This window comes from Anaerosacchariphilus hominis, from assembly GCF_014290175.1.
In the GTDB taxonomy this organism is placed as follows: domain Bacteria; phylum Bacillota; class Clostridia; order Lachnospirales; family Lachnospiraceae; genus Laedolimicola; species Laedolimicola hominis.
In genome coordinates, this window is record NZ_JACOOR010000001.1 from 96,348 (window position 1) to 116,318 (window position 19,971).

Below are 19,971 nucleotides of genomic sequence, written 5' to 3' on the forward strand. Positions count from 1 at the left end.
AATTTTCACTAGGCTGGTATGGAGTAATTTTACTGTCTATACAGTAAGTTGAAAATACTAATATGGTCTTTTTTCTAACCAAACTTTAAGATAACATCTAATTCCAACATATGCGCCCTGCGAAAGTACGAAAAGCAATAGAAGATTTACTGACAGTACTTTTTTGATTGATTCTCCAAAATAAATGACAATAGCAACACTTGTCAGTATCATTAGTAGAGTAATAACATCCCAACAGTTTTTCTTATATAATTCTATAACCTTTATTTCTATCAGTATCGCCAGCATCCCTGTTCCTGCCATACATATTCCTACAATCAATATTAGCAATAACCAATATACCATTCCGGCTATAAAAGCATTTGGAATTTTTGTACTAATCTGTGCCGCAGAATGCCCGGCATCAATCGTCCATCCGACAAAGGTTTGTATGAATGATGCTAAATCATTGAAGAATGATTTACAATCGACAAGGAACATATCTGACTGTACTGCCTGAAAAAGAGTGGTTGTCAACGAATACCATGCAAGAAGGAACAAGGTTGTTTGGAACATTACCGTTTTTGCTTTATACTGTCCTGCAAGTCGCTCTTTTTGTGTTTCGTATTTTGCTTTTGCATTCTGATAGGCTGTCCGGTTACAGGCTTCACATTTTTCATAGAGTACCGGCTTTTCTACCGGTATTTCTACGATTTTCTGATGTGTCCGGGCATAATCCCGTTCCTGTGTTAAATAGCATATTTTATCTTGACATTCCTCTATCATGACGTTTGCGCTTCGCAACTTCTCTTTCTCGATCCGCAATGCTCTGTCTGCCAGCTTCAAGTCGTTCTTTAATGCTTGAATATTCCCGGCTCTGTTCTCTTTGTTTAATTTCTCGTTCAAGGTCAGAGATTCGCTGAGCTGCGTCTTCAGTTCCACGATAAGCTGTTCTTTCTGTTCTAGTTCTTCTTGTATCTCCTCGGTCAAGAGCAGAAGTTCTTCCAACTGTTCGGCGTTCTTTGATTCTCTGGATTCGTTCATCTATATCACGTCCTTTCTCTATCTGCTGTTCCAGTTCAGCAATTCGGTGTTCTGTTTCAGTAATAAACTGTTTTCGCTGTTCAGCTTCTGTGCCAATTTCTGCCATTGCTGATTTTCGTTTTCCAAAAGCTCTATCTTCGTTTTCTGTTCTTCCATCTTGGAAAGCAGTTCCTCGGTATTTGGCAAAATGTTGAGCAGCTCGGTTAACTCGTTGTTTAATTTTTGTAATTTCTGATTCTGTTTTTGCATAAGAGAGAGTTGAGTGTCCCGGTTCTGCATTTCCAGAATCATTTCTGCCATTAGGTTCTGCTGTTCTTCGATTTGACCAATCATGGATTCCATTAAGGGTATAATTTCCCGGCTTTCTTCTAATGTCATTTAATCGCTCCTTCCATAATGATAATGCACCCGATACTTTCCCAAAGGTGTTTAGTATCTTTTGCAATAACGTGTTTTGTTGTTTTATGATTTGATTTTCCGCTACTTTCCACGAGCCTTTTATTTCCTGCCCGGCAAAAAACTTTTGTTCAATCTTTCTTGCGTCAGCTCCTTCATGGATGGTAGGAATCTGGAGTTTTCCCTGCTTTTCATAAGAACGATGATCAACTTGATTATGCAAAGGCAGATGTTCATTACATACCTTTGCCCATTCACTCCGCCACAGTTCACAATTTTTTGGATTGTTCCATCCAGTAGCATCGGTCAGCACCCGTTTCCATTGCAGGCGGTTTCTTGCTCCAATCTTCTGAATTCCGTTTTCGTCTAATACAGGGATACGGATTCCATGACGGTCAGGGTTTTTCTTATCCTGCCACCAGTTCGGATGGGATTCATCAATCACGATATTTCCGTTTTTATCTCTGACAAAATCCCAATCCTTGACTTCTTTCTTTCCCCAAGAATGATCCGGGTTAAAAGGACGCATAGTTAGAAGCAGATGGACATGGGGGTTGCCATCCCCTTTGTCGTGGATACTCCAATCAGCGCACATTCCTCTATCTACAAAAGTTTTTTGGATATAGTCGGTTGTATATTGAATTTGTTCCTGTCTGCTCCATTCTTTGGGGAGGGCAAATTCAAATGACCTGCCAAGTTGGGCATCTGCATTTTTTTCAATCTTCAATACCTCATTCCATAACCTCTGTTTTTGAAATGTGATTTTAAATTTTTTTATAGCAGCTTCTTTATCTTCTGACCTTTTGTATCGGACAGACTTTTGAAAGCGTTTTATATTTTCCTCTGGTACTATCTGCCATTCAGAAGGTGCGTTTTCGCACATCATCAGACTGGTGTAGACCACTTCTTTTTTAGAAGTGTAATAACTGATACTCCCGGTTTCTTCGTTTTTCATCACATCCCCATTGAGATATGCAGAAGCGGAGATAACAGATTTTCCTTTACTTCGTCCGACTATTTTGATTGTGTAATGAAAAATCGCCATGTCTGGATTCCTCCTTTCTGCACATCCGGCATAGATTTCCGGCAACATTGCTTTCAATTTTAGAAAAAGCAGCATTGCCGGAACGCCCTCTGCGTAAGAGTGCCCTGCGCATAGCAGTCTGCATGGAATGCGCCCCTCTGGCGAAGAGTGCCTCCTGCGGCATGAGCAGGTCTGGCTGAAAGCCCCGCCGACGGAACGAGCCCGGCAAGCGTGAGCGCAGACCGGTTGCCACTTGTGGCAAACTTATTGGGACGACCTCTGGTTGTCCATAAGTGCGCCCTTCATGAAAAAGCAATGAAGGGAATGAAAAACTCATCCCCTCCGCCATTACACTTCCTCCATATCGGTATTGGCTTCTTTCTGCATTGCCTTTGAGAAAAACTTCCCATTGGCTTCCTGCCTTTTCAGAAAACCAATCAGCTTTGGGATGTCTTCCTCCTCAATAGGTGCACCAAGAACGGATTCCACTGCACCGCCAATCTGACAGAGCCTATGGGTTCGTTTTTTACTTTCTTCGGCTTTCTTTCGTTTCAGAAGTTCTTTCTTCTGTGTTGCATATCTTTTCGCCTTTTCAAGGCTTTCCTGTTCCTTCTTTTCCATTTCAAGCATTCGTTCTTCATAACTTTTTGTTGATTTTGCCATGATTACATTCCCCTTTCTTTTGCAAACATAAGTTCTCGGTTGCGTATCAGAAGAAGCACATGGTATAATCTTCTTGCGTGTAGGTATATCATGGCTTCGGTCTGATAGAACCTTTGGCGGTTTCTTTGGAAGCCGCCTTTTTAATTTGCCGCAGTTCTTGTTACGGCTTTTACATTTCCTCTATCCCTCAAATCACGACCTTCATTCGCTTCCATAAACATTTCCAGAATATCGGTTTTAATCAGGACTTTGCGACCAACCTTTAATACTGGAAGTTTCTTCCATTCTACAAGCTGTCTTAAGGTATTTCTGCCGATTCCCGTATAATCAGCAGCTTCTTCGATGGATAATGCAATTTTTCTTTGCGTCATATAATCACCTCCTTATAAATTGCATTATGCAATTCTTGTGATGTAAGTATATCCTTTCCAAATCTTTTTGTCAAGCGTTACGAAATATTAAAAATAATTTTTATATTGCATATTGCAATTTCAGAAAAACAATGCTATAATTCATACATACCGAAAAAGGAGGCAGTCAGCATGAAAGATAAAGAACTACGCAAGCTGATAGGCAGCAGAATAAAACAGCGCCGTCTGGAATTGAATCTGACACAGCCTTATGTCGCAGAAAAGATGGGTGTTACCGCTTCTACAATCCTGCGTTATGAGAATGGTTCGATTGACAATACGAAAAAAATGGTGCTGGAAGGTCTTTCGGAAGCACTCCATGTATCCGTGGAATGGCTCAAAGGGGAAACAGATGAATATGAAACCGACATTACGGATAAGAGAGAATTACAGATTCGTGATGCGATGGGAGATATTCTGGAACAGTTACCGCTTGCCCTTACCAAAGAAGAAGATGCTTTTTCAAAAGATTTATTACTGCTGATGTTAAAACAATATGGTCTGTTTTTGGATTCCTTCCAGTTCGCCTGCAAAAACTTCAAGGGAAATGCTGGTCAGACGGATATTGCCAAAACAATAGGGTTTGAATCGAATGATGAATATAATGAGATTATGTTCTTAAGGGAAATCACTCCTACCATCAATGCTTTTAATGAGATGGCAGACATTGTAAGGCTCTATTCCAAGAAACAAAAAACAGCAGAACAAAGGCTTGCAAATCTTTTATCAGAAGTCTTATACGAAGATTCCGAATCGGTATAGTAAGACAACCGGAGTTATGATATACTTACACGCACGAAGCATTTCATCAGTTCCGATTGTCTAATATCGAAAGGAGACATACGATTATGGCAAAAGGATCTGTAAGAAAAAAAGGAAAGAAATGGTACTACCGCTTCTATGTAGAGGACGCAAGCGGCAATCTTGTTCAGAAAGAATGCGTTGGAACAGAAAGCAAAAGTGGAACTGAAAAGCTGCTCCGTCAGGCAATGGATGATTATGAGAAAAAGAAATTTGTTGCCAAAGCGGAAAATCTCACAGTCGGACAACTTCTGGATGTGTGGGCAGAGGAGGAATTAAAAACAGGTACGCTCAGCAATGGTACGGTGGAGAATTACCTCGGAACAATCCGAAATATTAAGAAACACCCATTGGCAGAACGGAAACTGAAAAATGTAACCTCTGAACATTTGCAATCCTTTTTTGATTTGCTTTCCTTCGGGGGAGTTCATCCCGACGGAAAAGAGAGAAAGGGTTACAGCAAAGATTACATCCATTCTTTTTCCGCAGTCATGCAGCAGTCCTTCCGCTTTGCAGTATTTCCAAAACAGTATATTACGTTTAATCCCATGCAGTATATTAAACTGCGGTATCAGACGGATGAAGTTGATTTGTTTTCAGACGAGGACATGGACGGAAATATCCAACCAATTTCACGAGAAGATTATGAAAGATTGCTTGCTTATCTGAAAAAAAAGAACCCAGCCGCAATACTTCCAATCCAGATAGCCTATTATGCCGGGCTTCGTATTGGAGAAGCCTGCGGTTTGGCGTGGCAGGACGTAAATCTGGAAGAACAATGCCTTACCATAAGACGTAGCATCCGATACGATGGCTCAAAGCGCAAATATATCATCGGACCAACCAAGCGGAAAAAAGTGAGGATTGTTGATTTTGGAGATACGCTGGTAGAGATTTTCCGTAATGCCCGGAAAGAGCAGTTAAAAAATCGAATGCAGTACGGAGAACTTTATCACACGAACTACTACAAAGCGGTCAAAGAGAAAAACAGAGTGTACTACGAATATTATTGCTTAGACAGAACAGAGGAAGTCCCGGCAGATTATAAAGAAATTTCTTTCGTCTGTTTAAGACCGGATGGTTGTCTGGAACTTCCAACTACTTTGGGGACTGTTTGCAGAAAGGTGGCAAAAACATTAGAGGGATTTGAAGGCTTTCATTTCCACCAGTTACGTCACACCTATACAAGCAACCTTTTAGCAAATGGAGCTGCCCCAAAAGATGTGCAGGAACTGTTAGGACACTCAGATGTAAGTACCACAATGAATGTCTATGCTCACTCCACAAGAGATGCTAAACGAAAATCAGTTAGGCTTCTTGATAAAGTGGTAGGCAATGATTAAAAAAATTCCCTTATTTCCCTTGTGATTATCTCATAAGGGTAAAAATAAGGGAAACTACATATCATTTCACTAATGGACAGGCGGGAAAGCCTATAAAATGGGGAAAGTTAGAGAGATAATTATATAAATTCCAGTTTTCCGGTCTGTTCATTGTAGTAGAACAGGTTCGCATACAGTCCTGCATTCTTTGATTCCATGTTGACGGTCAGTGTGGCTGTAAATCCAAACTCTCCGTCATAAGCAAGAGTCAGGTTCAAGGAAGAACGTTCTCCGGTCACGTTGTTGATGACATCCACAGGAATGGATTTTCCTGCGTCGGCTCCGACTGTCACATCAAAATCAATATCTCCGGCTGCATCAGTAATATCCTGTCCATTGATTTTCCAGGAAAGACCATTTCCCATATCCAGAACAAGTGTTGTATCTTTGCCCTTGATACTGTCAATTACATCCTTCGGTACTACAGTCGTTCCGTTCATGGCAACTGTTACTGTATCGCCTGCCTTAGTTTCTTCAAGCTGTGGCTTGATAACATCCCAGCCTTCCTTATCGCTCTCATCCTTGATGTATGGCTTAATTGAATCTCCTTTTTCCTTACCTTTATCCGTATCAGGCTGTGGCTTCTGATTCTGATTACCATTGCCTGTGCCAGACTGCGGTTTCTGGTTTTGACTGCCATTATCCTTGCTGCTGTCATCGGACTTTGGATTCTGATTTTCATTACCATTATTTTTACTGCTGTCATCGGACTTGATCTTAGCGATAGACTGTGTGTAACTGTGTCCGCACTTGGTGCAGGTGTAGGTTCTGACTCCTTCCTCGGTTGTCGTTGGCTGCTTTGTTACGGTTGCTTTATAATTATGTCCCAGTGCTGCCAGCTCTTTTCCGTTACTCAGAAGTTTATTACAATCCGTACAATAGGTATCTCCGGTGTAGCCGGTCTGCGTGCAGGTCGCTTCCCGCTGATTCCGTATTTCAGTATGCGTGTGATCACATTTGCTTCTTGTAATCGTAATGCTTACACTTTCTGTCTCGTAGTTGCCCTTGTCAGCTCCTGTATAAACCGCGGTCGCTGTCACTGCCACACCATCTGCAAGTGCCGTGTCCTTATCAGCCTCCTGCCAGCTCCATCCATCCGGAAGCGTAATATCGCCAACCTTCTTTGTGCTGTGTGCCGGAGCCATTGCAGCTTGCGGCATGTTCGGTGCTTTCGCTGCCTTATTGACCGTAACTGTTATTGTTCTAGTTACTGTATTGTAGTTGTTTGTGTCATCAGGTGTAAATACTGCCTGATAGCCTTTGTTGTTTACAGTCGGAATGATGTTCGTTCCTGTAAAGCTCCATGTTCCGGCAAGTGAATTGCCATCTACCCCTGTCACACTTCCGCCTGTTATATCTGAACTGGTAAGCGCAGCATCCGGATTGTATCCACGCTCTGCAACGGTTGGTACTGTTACAACTATCGGTGTTGCCTTGGCTACTGTGATGGCTGCTGTTCCGGTAAGTTCCGCGTAATGCGTACTGTCTGCCGGCTTGAATACCCAGCCCGCCTGTGTGGTTCCGGCTGCCGGTATCTCGTCCGGATTGCTCCATAAAAGAATACCTTCTATCATATCATCTGTACCGGTTTCCACAAAAACGGTATTTCCAAGTGTCAGCTTTGAAACCTTTTCCCCATAAGTCAGCGCATTGCTTCCATCTACGGATACGGTGTTTCCACGCTTAATCTCTACCGTCTTCTTATCTGTAATATTAATTGTCAGCGTGTATTCAACATTCTCATAGTTCTCCATCGAAGCTGTTACCGTGATAATTGCTGTCTTTCCAACCTTGGACGAATCTACCTGATTTACTTTATAGGTCAGATTTCCGGCTGTATCGACTGTTACCTCACTTAAAAGCTGCTCTGGATCTTTCTTTGCAACCGTATATATTGTAGTTCCCCTATCCGGCGGGAGCTTTCCTGCAATATCCACACCGATTGCCTTATCGTCTGAACCGGAAGCATACGCATAGGTCTTATTTTCCGTGATGTTGGAAACGGTGAGTGGGCGTTTGGTAATATTTACCGTGGCGGAGCCGGAAGCATCCGTATAGCCGGGCTGGGAAACCTTATAATATACGGTCTTTGCACCATCAGTGAAGTCGGTGTAGGTCAGGCTGTCCTGTGTGCAGCTATCTGCGCTTTCGCCATATTTTACGATTGCGCCGCTGGGCACGCCGGTGAGGGTGATCCCGTGCGGACTACCGTCATACACACCCTCATAAGCCGCAGCCGAAATGCCGCTGAAGCTCTTCGTCGTGAGTTTGACCTTGATCTGCGCCGTCACAGGCATGCCGGGCTGCTCCACCTCGTTAGCAATCGAAGTAAGATCTAATGTTCCGGTGAGCGTCTGCTCCTCCAGCGTATTCGGATTATAACCGCTCCATGTGACGGGGATCTTATCAAATGTTTTGCCGTCCTCCGTGGTGATCGTCACGGTTTCGGGTAGTCCCAGCTCTTCCAGCGCCGTTCCGTAGGGCTTGTCCGTAATGCCAGTCGGCGTAGTGCAGCTCTTTACCGTACGCTTGACAACCGTTACGGTGTAGTCCCGAGTCAGCTCCTTGTAGTTATTGGTATCTGTGGGGGTAAACACAACCGTGGTGGTCTTGTTACCTGTGCTGTCCCAAGATTTATCAGTACCTGCCTTGAAAGCGAAGGTGCCTTCGCCGCTGCCGCCGGTGAGGGTTGCTTCACTGTTGACATAAACCGATGCAGAAAGCGTCGGCCATTCGGTCACCACCGGATCGGCCTTCTGAATGGTATACTTCACGCTGGCGGTGGCAGCCTTATTGCCCTCGCCCACCGTGATGCTGGCGGTGTACTCGCCCGCTTTGGTGGGGAGCGCGTCGTTTTCCAATTTCTCTGGACCATACTTGCCCGTCTTTATGTAGCTGATGGTGATCTCACTCGCCGCCGGACCCTGCCAATCGCTGCTTGCAGTCACCGTGGCGGGTTTGCCTTCCCCGCTGTAGGTCAGCTCGGCGGGGGCCTTGATGGTCACGCTGCCGCCGTTTCCGTCGGTCAGATAGCAGCCCTCTGCCGTACACTTCGCGGTGATGGTCGCACCGCTGGCCGTGTACGTCCAGCTATGCTGATGCTGGGTCACGGTGAACGGCTCGCTGTAGCAATTGTAGCCGTTGCTGCACTGGACGAAAATGTGGTACTGATAGCTCTTGTCTACGGGCAGCCCGGAGATCGTGAGCGTCTTGCTCTGCCCGCCGGTATGCGTCGCAGTATTAACTTTTTTGAAACTCGTGGTCCAGTCGTTGGTTGATTCGTTAAACAGCTCCCACCAGTAGTAGTAGGTGTCGCCCTCCGTTTCGGGCGCGATTACCGCAGTCAGCGTGATATTGCCGTCCGTCGCAAACGCCGAGTTTCCGGTGTAGTTCGTATCGCTATTCGGATAAATCTTTTCGACCGCGAAGGGGGCTTTTTCAACGGTGACTTTTTCCGAGATTGAATTGGCGTTGGGGAGCCATTTGTTATCCCTTGTTTTTTTGTAAGCGTACCCCTTCGCCAGCAGCGCGTAGGGCTTGACATAGCCGGCATCGCTCGTGATCTCGCCGTAGCTGCCGCCGCTGAGGCTGGCGCTGCTACCGTCGTCCTTTACAGCCACACGGCTGAAGGTGCCGTTGCTCAGCGAAAGCTTTCCGCCGTTCTGCGCCGTGACAATGGCGAGCTTCGTATCCTTGTCGTTGACGGTCAATTCCGCGTCTTTGCCCTCCACCGTCACATTGAAGCCTCCGTTGCTGCCCGTGACCGTCAGAGAAATGCCCTTGGCGGTGAGGTTTGCTCTTGTGACACTTTTCCCGCCGGTCGCCAGCGTCACCGGCCCGTGGGTCAGCTCATAGGTGGTCGAATGCCCGTCGGCATAGCCATTCACATCCTGATACAGCGTGATGGTCTTTTCGCCGTCCGCCGCGTTCGCCGCCTCGATGGCAGTGGCAAAGGCCGCGTACCAGCTCGTCTTGCCGCCGACGGTCAGCGACGCCGCCATCTGCTTCTTACAGACACTGCAAATGCCCTTGCCGTCCGTGCCGCCGTTGTGCGTATGCGACACGACCTTGACATTTTCCAGCGTATTCACTCCATCATTGGTCACAGCCTGATTATCACTTGCTCCGTAATACGCCGCGCCCTCCGCCAGCAGGTCGGCGAGTTTGCGGTCGCCGTTGCTTTTGATTATCGTAAATGTGCCGCCGGAGAGCTTGACTTTGGTGGTGTAAAAATCCGCGAAGACAAACGTGCCGCCGGAGATCGTGCCCGTGACATTGTAGTCAAACGTAACGCCGCCATATTTCTTTTCACAATTAAAGCTGCCGCCGCTGATGTTCGCGGTGCTGCTGCCATTGAATTTGACAGGACCATCGAAGGTACCGCCCTTGGCGTTCAGCGTGCCGTTCACCGTGACGGAGGCGTCGGTAAATGTGACGCCCGCCTCCACCGTCGCCGTGCCGTTGATGGTCGCACCTCTATAGCTGCCGCTGGCAAAGGTCACATTCGCGTTTTCAGCGACCGTCACATTCTTGGCGGTGTACGTTCCGCTCTCCAGCGTCAGCGTGCCGGTCAGCGTTATGGAGGTGCCGTAAGGCATATCCCGCAGCAGGGTCAGCGTCGGCTCGGTGCAGCCCTCATTGCTCCAGCCGTTCAAGGTCTGGATGGCCTCTACATAGCCGTTTTCCAGCGCACTGTCTTCCGTGAAGTAGGCAGTCTTGGTCGTGCCGTCAGCAGCCTTGGCGGTGATCTTCGTATACAGGTCCTTGTGGCACACAGAGCACACAGGGTTGCTGTCATCGGCGCACTGATGGACGCACTCCGTGAACTGAACCTTGTACGCTGTATAGCCGGTCAGTTCGGAGATTTTCTCCGTCTTGGGAACGATGCTCCAAGCACCGTCCTTTTCGCCGTACAGCTCGCACTTCGCGTAGTCGGTTCCCAGCAGGTCGTTAACGGTGAGGCTCTTGCTCTTCGTGTTGTCCGTGATCTTGCCGATGGTGCAGGCGTTTGTATTGCCCTTCCACAGCTTCAGGCCGTAGCCCGTACTTGTGGAGCCATACGCAGCATTGCTTAAAACCAACTCGCCGATTTTGCCGCCAAAGCGCTCCAATGCGCCGCCGGCCTGCAGCTCCACGCGCGAAATCTCGCCGGTGTAGGAGTCGTCAACCGCCAGCGTTCCGTTGGACCCAACCGAAAACTTGACATTGAGCGCCTGCGTCCCGCCGCCCTTGCTAGAATCCTTGACCGTCAGAGTATTGGACTTGTTCCCGCCTCCGACATGAATGTATTTATTCTCGGTGCTGACAGTTTTGCCATTCAGATCCAGCGTCGCTGAGTAGTTCTCAGAAGAGCAATTTCCTGTGAGCGTCACATTCCGCAGCAGCGTCACGGTGCTGCCTCTGGCTGCATTAAACGCATCCGTCAGCGTCTTATAATAGGCGCTATCGCCCACGCGCGCGTCGAATTGCGTTTTGCACTTCTTGCAGGTGTAGCCGGTATCGTCCATCTCGTGCGTGCAGGGCACAAGATAGACCTTGCCGTCCTTGCCCAGACTGGTCTCGCTGTCGGCGGCGTCCGCCTTGAAGTTCTCGGCGCGGAGCGTCACGCCGCTTGCCGGTTCGGCGATGGCCCCAAGCTTTATGCCTTCACGCACGCCCACATGGATGACCGAATTCTCACTCAATTCGCCTGATACAAGAATGGGCAGCTTCCAATCAAAATTGGCGTAATAACCGGCCTTCACCAAGCCGGAAACAGTGAGCTCAGGAGCTGAGTTTTCCTGTCCGCCGTAGTAAACGTCATATCGATTGTTGTCGGTAACGGTAGCATCGGTGAGGGTAATAGCGCCCTTTCCATAGATGCCGCCGCCCTCGAAGGTGCTGTTGTTTCCGGTGATCGTCACACCCTTGACGGTTACCCCTCTCTCCGAATAAATGCCGCCCCCGTGGCCATAACTTGTATTCCCCGTGGCGGACGCCTTGTTGTCGGTGATCGTGGCGTTGGAGATCGAAACATTGCCGGCGTTAAAGTGGATATAGATCCCGCCGCCGTTGCCCTTGGTGGCTGTGTTGCCGGTGATGGTGCCGCCGTCCATGGTGAAGCTGCACTTCTCACCCACGTATACGCCGCCGCCACCGCCGTCAGACGCACCCGCAGTGTTATCGGAAATGGTGCCGCCGTGCATGGTGAAGCTCGGCGGGTCGGTCTGATTCGACGTGCCGACAAGGAACACACCGCCGCCGGAGCCGCTGTCTGTTTTATTACCGGTAATCGCTCCACCATACATGGTAAAGGACGAGCCGGTCTGATAGGAGCCGCCCTTTATACCGACCTGCACGCCGCCGGTGATCGTGCCGCTGTACAGCTCAAATTTGCCGCCGTTGACGGTCACTCCGCCTTGGATTTTGCCATTGCCGGAGCAGTCGGTCAGCGTCAGCTTCGCGCTGCCGCCGACGGTGATTTTGCCGTTGATCGTCTGCCCATTCAGGCAGAGGTTGACCTCGCCCGTTGGTACAGTCCAGTCTGCCGTTACAGACTGCGTCAGATAATAGCTGCCCGCAGTACTGGGCAGGGCATCGGGTGCCGTCCATGTTGTGCCGGTGTTATGGGTATGACCGTTGACCGTTGTACTGCTGTCCTTGCCGCAGACGCAGTGGGTATGAACACCGGACTGTGCGTCTGCCAGCGGCGCGGTCTGGCTGTTGAACCAGCCGAGCAGCGCCTCGAAGTCCGCGCCGTTGATCTGCGCCTGCTGCTCTGCGTTCAGCGCTTCATAAGCATCATACGCCGCCTGAATGTCATTATAAGCTGCGTCCAGCTCGCCGGCGGTCATGCCGTCCAACTCACTCACGGTGGGCAGCGCATCGATCATCGTCTGCACAGCGGATACCGCCGCGTCCGCGTTGTTCCCGGCGTTTTCATCCTCGCCGATCTCGGGCGCATCCGCTTTGCTGTCCTCCGCGCCACCGGCGTCGGGGGTACCGGTATTCTGCCGGCCGCCCTCTGCACCGTTCTCATCCTCATTCGTTCCGGCCTGCTCGGATACGGCGGGTGCGCCGCCCGCCAGTGTGTCCCCCGCCGCTCGCACAGGTGCGGGCAGGAGCGTCAGACACAGTACCAGCGTCATGAGCATACTCAATACTCGTTTTTTCATAAGATTCTCCTTTAGGATATATGTATAAGTTTATATTCAGCCCGTTCAAGCACAGGCACAGCTTTTATAGATCATCCGGAATGAGCCGCAGCTTCTTCGCGGCTGTCCTGGCTTCCGCCCGGCGCTTCACGTCCAGCTTGTCGAGGATGTGGCTGACATGGGTTTTCACCGTGGGCAGCTTCACGTCCATGATCTGCGCAATCTCGGCGTTGGACTTGTCCGCGCAGATGAGATGCAGAATTTGCAGTTCCGTGGGCGTCAGCTCCTCGCCGGGGGCAAGGCGGGGTTCGAGGAAATGCGGATAGAACGCCGCCTGCATCCGCACCGCCGCCATTAACTGCTTATACCACTTTTTGTCGCCATCCCATTCCAGTGCCCCCAGCAGCGGCAGCACTGCCGTGCCGTATACGCTGACGGTGCGGATGAATCGGTACTCTGCCGCCGCGTCCAGCGCCGCCGTCAATCGCTCGCGCCACCGCTCATCCTTCTTGCGGCGCAGGGCGATGGCAGTCAGGACATTCAGGTGAATGCCGTCGATGATGCGGGCGCAGTTTTGAATGTACGGCTCCATGGGTGAGAGCGTCAGCAAAGCGGCGTCCGGGCGGTTCTGCATAATTTCCACCATTGCCTGCGTGAGATACTGGTAGCGCCGCATGACGTTCAGGTGCGTGGGTTCGCAAGGGGCTTTTTCCCGGTACCACGCATCCGCCGCATCAAGGTCGCCGGTGTGCATGTCAATACGGCAGAGCATGGCGTCCATATTGGGCAGAAAGCGAGTCAAACCGCGCTCGACAAAGCATTCATGGAGCACCTCGATGGTGCGCCGCGCGTCGGTGGGCTGCCCGTTTGCCAGCTGGCTGCGGGCCAGCAATCCGCTGACGGCGAACTCCATGTCCGACGTGCCGTGGTTGCGGACCTCGTTCATCTGCGGGAGAAGGGACAGCATCCGGCCGGCGACGTCCTCGCCCTTTTCAAACTTGCTCTCGGCAATGGCGCAGTCGGCAAGACACACACTGTCCCGCCCCAGTACTGCCTCCACGGGGAGACGGAGGGTTTTGTAGAGCAGGTCGTCCTTTTTGCTCCATTCGGAAAAGTCCTTGCCACCGTTCATGATGCTCGGCAGCGCGCTCGTGACGGAGAAGGACGGCAGCGCCACCTCTTTGTTCGTCAGAAGCCGGAACACGGCGGGGATGGTTTCCGTCAGACCCTTCACGCCCCGCTGGGGCAGGGAGATGTCCAGCCATGCAAGGCGGCCGCGCGCCTGCTTTCCGGCGGCGTCCTGCCTGCCGCAGTGTTCGACAAACTTTTGCAGTTCGCCATACCAGCGCTCCGAGCCTTCGTAATCCATGACCAGCGCGCAGAGCATGCTCATGCCCTGCATCAGAGAGGGGGATGCGAGAATTTCCGCCTCCGGCAGGCTGCGGTAGTATTTTTCCATCTCGGCATAGTGCCCCATGCCGGGGTGAAGTTCTGCATTACGCACCAGCAGCTCGGAAACCTTGGAATGGTCACCGCCACTGGTGTAGCATTCTAGGGCGTGGGCGTAGTCTTCCTTCAGCTCATAGTACAGCCCGCCCCGGCTGATGAGCGCTTTGCGCTTTTCCTCGGTATACTCCCGTTCCATCTCCCAAAGGAGAAAAGCCCGGAAACCCGGCCAGAAGTGGAAGCGCTGGCAGTCGTCGTAGCGCAGCATAGTAGTGTATCGAAAAATCCAGTCCAGCCGTTCGCCGGCACGGGGATCACCGCTGACCATCCGCGCCATTTTCAGGTCAAAACTTTCAAAGGGGGCCAGCTCCAACAAGAAGCGCCGCACCGGCAGGTCAAAGCGCCGGTAGATGGCGGTCTCAAAGTAGAGGAACACCTCGTGGAACACCCGCGCCACCAGCTCCGGCGTCCACGGCTTGTCCGGGGACATGCACCGCGCCGTGATGGCCACACCCAGCGGATAGCCAACGGATTCTTTCAAAATTCCATCAATCTCGCTATCTGTTACGTTTACTCCCGAAAGCTGAAACAGCCGCCGCACATCGCCCTCATCAAAAAGCAGGTCGTCGGCCTCCAGCACCGTCATCAGCCCCGTGTACTGAAACGCCGTCAGGCAGCCGGGCGGCACACCGCGCGAGAGCAGCACAAAACGGTGCTCCGGACTTGAGCGAATCAGTTCGCAAAGAGCCTGCTGCCCGGCTTCCTCCTGCATGAGCTGAAGATCGTCAATCAGCAGAATGTCCCAATCCTGCTCTGACGGTGGAATCGCACAGTCTGGGTCTGCCGCACTTTGCCGCAGCACGTTCTGACCGTGCAACAGGGCGTCCGCCAGTACGGTCTTTCCAAAGCCGCAGGGCGCACTGAAAAAAAGGACTCTACCATGCATCATGAAGCTGTCAAACTGTTTCTGAACGGAGGTCTTTATGATAATATTTTTGGTCATTTCTTCCCTCCCTCGTATAATATCTTTTAGATACATAAATACATGCATCTTGGTTAATAAGTTACAATACAAAAATATATGCTTTTTTTATTATTTATCTCTTGACATCATACCGCTGGACTTTGATACAGAGCGAGATTGCCATAAGCCTTTCGCAATCTGTCTCAAATTATATTATACGTGTTTGTTTCGTAATGTAAATCATCCCAAAGGATGAGACACGCTGCATGCTTTAATTGTCATCATTCCAAGAGACGGCATACATCCAATGATTATGAAATCATAAAAATCTCTCAACTTCTCTACCATAGATTTAAGTATCAGTTCTCTGCTCATTGCACACGCAAAAAAATCCGCCCAGATTAGAACCTAATCTAATCTGAACGGAATACTCATTCAGGCTTGATATTTTTCAAGTAGAACTATTTTTAATCATTACCCTTTTGTTAACTACAAGAATTTACAACATTTTACACCAGTTGCATTATAGCTTTTCATTTCTGTTAGCAGAAATGCTCATTTTTTGATTACCTTCCTGCCTTGTAATCACACGCAGTCCAAACAGTTCTTCATAAAAATCAATTGATACGTCAATGTTATCAACAATAATCAATACATTTTTCAAACTCATATTTTATGTTCCTGCCTCTCGATTTCTTTTTGAATCCATGTCATAATTACATCTACAAGATAATCCCGCTGCACCTGACTTAGTTTCTTGCCCGGCTGCATTTTATGCCACTTTCGGATGCACTCCCTGCAGCATGTTGCTGTTGCGTGCTGGGCAATAAATACTGGATGTCCACGCATTGGTGTCTGTTTGCCATCATTTGCTATATATGCTGGAGCTTCTCTCTTTGCAATAAAATCCTTTGCATGTTAATCTACTGTCTTCGTAAGAATATTTTTTTCTTTCTGTCATTTTTTAATCTCTCCTTTTCCGTAACGCAAAAAGGACACTTCTCTAAAATTTCTTTTAGAAAAGTGTCCTAAATTAGTGCATTATCAAATTTTACTTTCAAGTAGTATTATCTGAACTTATTCGCAAATATTCATATCTGACTAACCATTTGTTGTCATTTTGTTGTCATTTTGACACATACATCAGAATTACAACTCTGTATGACCTTGATAAATGGCGGTTTTGCGACATTTCTACTTGTCAATGGACTTCATCGTCGGGAGCAAAATTCGGCTCCCTTCATCCTGTTCCATGCCGCTCTGTAAGGGTTCAAAACCCGCACAATACTCGATTCGTGAAATTTTTTTCATTCGTCTCGTGTCCTCTTGTGCCGTCCTTTTCGCTTCAAAAGTTGTAGAAAAGTTGTAGAAAGTTGTAGTGCGCCTGTTATGGCATATCGCTGGCATAGAAATGGCAAAAATTTGCTGCGTTACTCAGGATGCTATATCTAACATGATCTCTACACAAAGAACGGCTTGATTGTTTAACCGCAGACGCATACATTATTATATAATAACCTTCAATTCCATCTAAGTCAACGATTTTATCGAAACATTTTATTACTTTTATTGCCCCACCTTTAATACATAATAAAGAGGAGACTGTCATGCCAGAATACCAACTTCAAATTAAACAAGTGGTAGATTACCCACGATGCCGGATTTATCGTGAGTTCATCCACAAACTGATCAACGACCGGAGCATCCGCATAAACGGAGGCTCCGGCCTTTTTCATTTTACTGTACTTTGCAGCTATGCAAACTTCCGCACCTCATACCGCCGTATTGACGGGATCAGTTATACAGTCTCGCCCGGCGAATGGGTGTGCACCGTCAAGGAACTGTCTTGCTGGTTCCGCACCCGCTTTCATCGGCAGGCACTGTCCATGCTGGATACCCTTCAGAAGCAGCACTTGGTTTCCTATACACTGCTGGGCCGTGGCAATGTAGTCAAATATAAAATCCTCCACTGGGTCCGCCACAATTCCGCACTGGAGTACAATGCTCCCTGCCAAAAGGATACCGGTTTTTTCTTCCTGCCAGTCTCTGTCGCCCTGGAACTGGTCAGCTCTGCCCGCTGCTCCGAAATGGATATCGTTCTGGATCTGTGGGTATCCGCTGTCTACAACGATACACAGGTGCAGGGGTCAGAGGTCGGTCCGGTAGCCTACTTTCGCAATGGTACAGGAAACCCGCTGGTCAGTTATACCGAACTCTCCTGCCGCTGGGGGCTGTCACGCGCTACCGTATGCCGTATACTGAAAAAACTGGACGGTCTTGGGTATATCTCTATCATGTCGTTTCCCGGCCGGCATGGAAGCGTGATCTACCTGCAGAACTACCTGTCCACCATGTTTGAGATTTCCGATGTTTTAATCGACAAGGAGGAAGTTGCCATGACCTTAAACATTCATCTGGAGCTTCCGGAAACTGCTGAAACTGAAGAGAGCCATTCCATCTCTGAGCATGAGGTCATTGTTTCGGATGCACTTTCCAGCGTTTCAAAATCGCACATTGAAACGATACTCCGCAAGATGGCTGACATCCTATCTACGCAAGGGATTTCCTGCTTTTCCTGCCCGCTCTCCCGCTATAAGTTATATCCCTTATCGGACGACTGCTGGGAAGAGTTGATTCCGCGTGCGCGAGGGAAATCCACAGCCTACTTTGGTCTGACCATCCTCTGCGGCACAAACACTTCAATCGCCACTTTTGAACTTACACTCACTCCCTTTGAGGAGCACGAAAATAGGAGGAACCTGAAATGAGAAAATTTGTTGAACCTGATGTTGCTGATAATCCCCTGTACCATGATACCTGGAAACTGCTGAAAAAATACCGGGATGTTGTGTGGAGTCTGGAGCTTTCTGTCCAGCATGTCCGCACCAAGTTTGAGATCGAGTATGGCACCTCCATCGAGGATTTTCTGGATTCAGTCTATCTGGCTGGCGCTGATTTGGCCGGAAGCGACATCGAGCATCATGCCAAATGCATTGAACGCAGCCACAAAATGCTCAAGCTGCTGGATTCCGCAGTCGAATTGCTGCGTACCAAGCACAAAAACGGTGAGGCATATTACTGGCTGCTGTACTACTCCTTCCTCTCGCCCCAGCAGCTCAAAAATGTTGAGGAAATCATCGAGACCCTGCGGCCGCACATTCGTGACATCAGTTTCAGAACCTACTACCGCAAACGCCGGGAAGCTATTGAAGCCCTCAGTTCCGTCCTTTGGGGCTATACCTCCAAGGACAGTTTAGACATGCTGGAACAGTTCTTTCCAGAGACAAAATCACCTTCCGGACAATCGGGCAAATAATTGGCACAATTCGGGAACAAAATTGGCATGGTTCTGCTCTTTCAGTGTAAATACCGATGTGTTAAACTGAATATGCTCAAACTTGCACCCAAAACCGAACAGGACAGTAACGGCACCTTTCATCAGGGTGCTTTTTTGCTGCCCAGATGGCCGCCCGGCCATTTGAAAGCCCACATTTGTTTTGACAGGTGTGGGTTTTTCTGTTCCCTATTGAGCATCAAAAAATCATTCAGAATTGGAGGATCGCAAATTGAAGAAAACGAAAACCCCTCAAACTCCGCAGCTTCAGGAGCCGGATACCCAGTCCAAGCGCAGGCTTTCGCTGCCCAAAGTGGCTTACAGCGCCTTCCTGTGTGTGATGATGTCCATGATGTTCTGCCAGCCGGCTTATGCGGCAACAGATGTATGGACCAAGGCCAAAGAGATCATGCAGGATGTATACACCCAAATCCTTGCCATCTCCACTATCGCCGCCATCGTCACTGCTTCGGTAGCCTTGCTGCTCATGAACTTCTCCCGTTCCGGACGGACGGTAGATGAAAGCCGCGCCTGGCTCAAACGAATCTGTATCACCTGGGCTATCCTCAATGGCTTGGGCTTTATCATGGCGTATGTGACGCCGCTCTTTAGTGGTGGACAATGGACAGGCTGATTGACCGTCTGACTGCTCGCCGGAAAGGAGGCTTGCATTTATGGGCATTTTAGACGGCATAGTGGAATGGATCGCAGAACAGGTAATGGCCGGTCTTGATCTGGTGACCACATCGGTTTTGGGTGCGCTGGGCTGTGATATGGCTGTATTTCTGCGTTATTTTCCCGCAGCAGAGACTATGTACTCTGTTTTCGTGGCTCTGGCAATCGGGATCATCCTGCTCAACTGGGTCTGGCAGTTATTCAAAAACTTCGGTCTTGGCGCAGGTGTGGAAGCAGAAGACCCGGTAAAGCTGAGTATCCGTTCCGTTATTTTTATCCTGCTGACGCTCTTTTCAGATGAGATCGTCAATATTGTTCTTACCATCGGCGGCACCCCCTACCACTGGATCATGGAGTCCGACCTTCCTGCATTAAGCTTTGCAGACTTCAATTCCGTGATGCTGGTCATCATCGGTGTGTGTGCCAATGGGGCTGTGGCGCTGATTACCTTGATTTTGGTTCTCATCCTGGCCTGGAACTACCTAAAACTTCTGTTCGAGGCAGCCGAACGGTATGTGCTGCTCGGTGTACTGGTCTACACGGCTCCTGTGGCTTTTTCTATGGGCGCCAGCCAGACCACAGCAAACATCTGGAAATCCTGGTGCCGGATGCTTGGTGGTCAAATTTTCCTATTGGTCATGAACGCCTGGTGCCTGCGCCTGTTCACAAGCATGGTGGGGTCCTTCCTTGCGAACCCGCTTTCGTTGTAAGGAGGTCTTA

The 19,971-nt window shown here is 49.1% G+C and carries 12 protein-coding genes and 3 pseudogenes; 6 read left to right on the forward strand and 9 right to left on the reverse strand.

Translation table 11 applies throughout. The features are described 5' to 3' along the window. Positions 1-57 precede the first annotated feature (57 nt). From H8S44_RS00440 to H8S44_RS00455, 4 genes are all read right to left on the reverse strand, one after another. The gene (locus tag H8S44_RS00440; RefSeq protein WP_008394183.1) at positions 58-765 is read right to left on the reverse strand and encodes a DUF6040 family protein; all 708 of its coding nucleotides are present in this window, start codon (positions 763-765) and stop codon (positions 58-60) included. Then, positions 743-2,464, reverse strand: a complete 1,722-nt coding sequence (locus tag H8S44_RS00445; protein WP_107029154.1) for a MobA/MobL family protein — start codon at positions 2,462-2,464, stop codon at positions 743-745. The genes H8S44_RS00440 and H8S44_RS00445 overlap by 23 nt, the downstream gene beginning before the upstream one ends. Before the next feature lie 327 nt (positions 2,465-2,791). After that, on the reverse strand, positions 2,792-3,106 hold the full coding sequence (locus H8S44_RS00450) for a relaxasome subunit MobC (RefSeq protein ID WP_072522126.1): 315 nt from the start codon (positions 3,104-3,106) through the stop codon (positions 2,792-2,794). A gap of 140 nt (positions 3,107-3,246) precedes the next feature. Beyond that, positions 3,247-3,477, reverse strand: coding sequence for a helix-turn-helix domain-containing protein (locus H8S44_RS00455; RefSeq protein WP_004843519.1), 231 nt, complete (start codon positions 3,475-3,477; stop codon positions 3,247-3,249). A gap of 171 nt (positions 3,478-3,648) precedes the next feature. On the opposite strand from H8S44_RS00455, the gene H8S44_RS00460 reads away from it, so the two are divergent. Together H8S44_RS00460 and H8S44_RS00465 are read left to right on the forward strand one after the other, a co-directional pair. Further along, positions 3,649-4,278 (forward strand): helix-turn-helix domain-containing protein, encoded by a 630-nt coding sequence (locus H8S44_RS00460; RefSeq protein WP_008369918.1) that lies wholly within the window; start codon positions 3,649-3,651, stop codon positions 4,276-4,278. Positions 4,279-4,364: 86 nt separating this feature from the next. After that, a complete protein-coding gene (locus tag H8S44_RS00465; RefSeq protein ID WP_117593971.1) occupies positions 4,365-5,660 on the forward strand; it encodes a tyrosine-type recombinase/integrase in 1,296 nt (431 codons plus the stop codon). Between the two features lie 119 nt (positions 5,661-5,779). Here the strand turns inward: H8S44_RS00465 and H8S44_RS00470 are convergent, their stop codons facing one another. The 5 genes and pseudogenes from H8S44_RS00470 to H8S44_RS16785 form a co-directional block, all read right to left on the reverse strand. Next, on the reverse strand, positions 5,780-12,853 hold the full coding sequence (locus H8S44_RS00470; protein WP_186872925.1) for an autotransporter outer membrane beta-barrel domain-containing protein: 7,074 nt from the start codon (positions 12,851-12,853) through the stop codon (positions 5,780-5,782). Between the two features lie 64 nt (positions 12,854-12,917). Beyond that, entirely contained in the window at positions 12,918-15,281 is a 2,364-nt protein-coding gene (locus H8S44_RS00475; protein ID WP_186872924.1) for a helix-turn-helix transcriptional regulator, read from the reverse strand. 228 nt (positions 15,282-15,509) lie between these two features. Next, a pseudogene (locus H8S44_RS00480) lies at positions 15,510-15,617 on the reverse strand (AAA family ATPase); the annotation flags it as partial. 178 nt (positions 15,618-15,795) lie between these two features. Further along, positions 15,796-15,912: pseudogene (locus H8S44_RS00485) on the reverse strand (VOC family protein); the annotation flags it as partial. Next, positions 15,909-16,160 (reverse strand): annotated as a pseudogene (locus H8S44_RS16785) (DUF4186 family protein); the annotation flags it as partial. The pseudogenes H8S44_RS16785 and H8S44_RS00485, both read right to left, overlap by 4 nt. Positions 16,161-16,849: 689 nt before the next feature. Here H8S44_RS16785 and H8S44_RS00495 point away from each other — a divergent pair. The 4 genes from H8S44_RS00495 (at position 16,850) to H8S44_RS00510 (ending at position 19,961) form a co-directional block, all read left to right on the forward strand. After that, positions 16,850-18,010: a MarR family transcriptional regulator gene (locus H8S44_RS00495; protein WP_186872923.1), complete on the forward strand. Its 1,161-nt coding sequence runs from the start codon at positions 16,850-16,852 to the stop codon at positions 18,008-18,010. After that, positions 18,007-18,558, forward strand: coding sequence for a hypothetical protein (locus tag H8S44_RS00500; RefSeq protein WP_118024152.1), 552 nt, complete (start codon positions 18,007-18,009; stop codon positions 18,556-18,558). Before H8S44_RS00495 ends, H8S44_RS00500 begins: the two co-directional genes overlap by 4 nt. A gap of 358 nt (positions 18,559-18,916) precedes the next feature. Beyond that, positions 18,917-19,210, forward strand: coding sequence for a fimbrial protein (locus tag H8S44_RS00505; protein WP_334291349.1), 294 nt, complete (start codon positions 18,917-18,919; stop codon positions 19,208-19,210). Positions 19,211-19,250: 40 nt separating this feature from the next. Beyond that, a complete protein-coding gene (locus H8S44_RS00510) occupies positions 19,251-19,961 on the forward strand; it encodes a hypothetical protein (RefSeq protein ID WP_003499607.1) in 711 nt (236 codons plus the stop codon). Positions 19,962-19,971: the final 10 nt, after the last annotated feature.

Coding starts and splice junctions, on each gene's coding strand:
- H8S44_RS00455 (WP_004843519.1), bottom strand. CDS start 3,477: ATGACGCAAAGAAAAATTGCATTATCCATCGAAGAAGCTGCTGATTAT.
- H8S44_RS00475 (WP_186872924.1), bottom strand. CDS start 15,281: ATGACCAAAAATATTATCATAAAGACCTCCGTTCAGAAACAGTTTGAC.
- H8S44_RS00500 (WP_118024152.1), top strand. CDS start 18,007: ATGAGAAAATTTGTTGAACCTGATGTTGCTGATAATCCCCTGTACCAT.
- H8S44_RS00440 (WP_008394183.1), bottom strand. CDS start 765: ATGATAGAGGAATGTCAAGATAAAATATGCTATTTAACACAGGAACGG.
- H8S44_RS00450 (WP_072522126.1), bottom strand. CDS start 3,106: ATGGCAAAATCAACAAAAAGTTATGAAGAACGAATGCTTGAAATGGAA.
- H8S44_RS00465 (WP_117593971.1), top strand. CDS start 4,365: ATGGCAAAAGGATCTGTAAGAAAAAAAGGAAAGAAATGGTACTACCGC.
- H8S44_RS00470 (WP_186872925.1), bottom strand. CDS start 12,853: ATGAAAAAACGAGTATTGAGTATGCTCATGACGCTGGTACTGTGTCTG.
- H8S44_RS00460 (WP_008369918.1), top strand. CDS start 3,649: ATGAAAGATAAAGAACTACGCAAGCTGATAGGCAGCAGAATAAAACAG.
- H8S44_RS00505 (WP_334291349.1), top strand. CDS start 18,917: ATGATGTCCATGATGTTCTGCCAGCCGGCTTATGCGGCAACAGATGTA.
- H8S44_RS00495 (WP_186872923.1), top strand. CDS start 16,850: ATGCCAGAATACCAACTTCAAATTAAACAAGTGGTAGATTACCCACGA.
- H8S44_RS00445 (WP_107029154.1), bottom strand. CDS start 2,464: ATGGCGATTTTTCATTACACAATCAAAATAGTCGGACGAAGTAAAGGA.
- H8S44_RS00510 (WP_003499607.1), top strand. CDS start 19,251: ATGGGCATTTTAGACGGCATAGTGGAATGGATCGCAGAACAGGTAATG.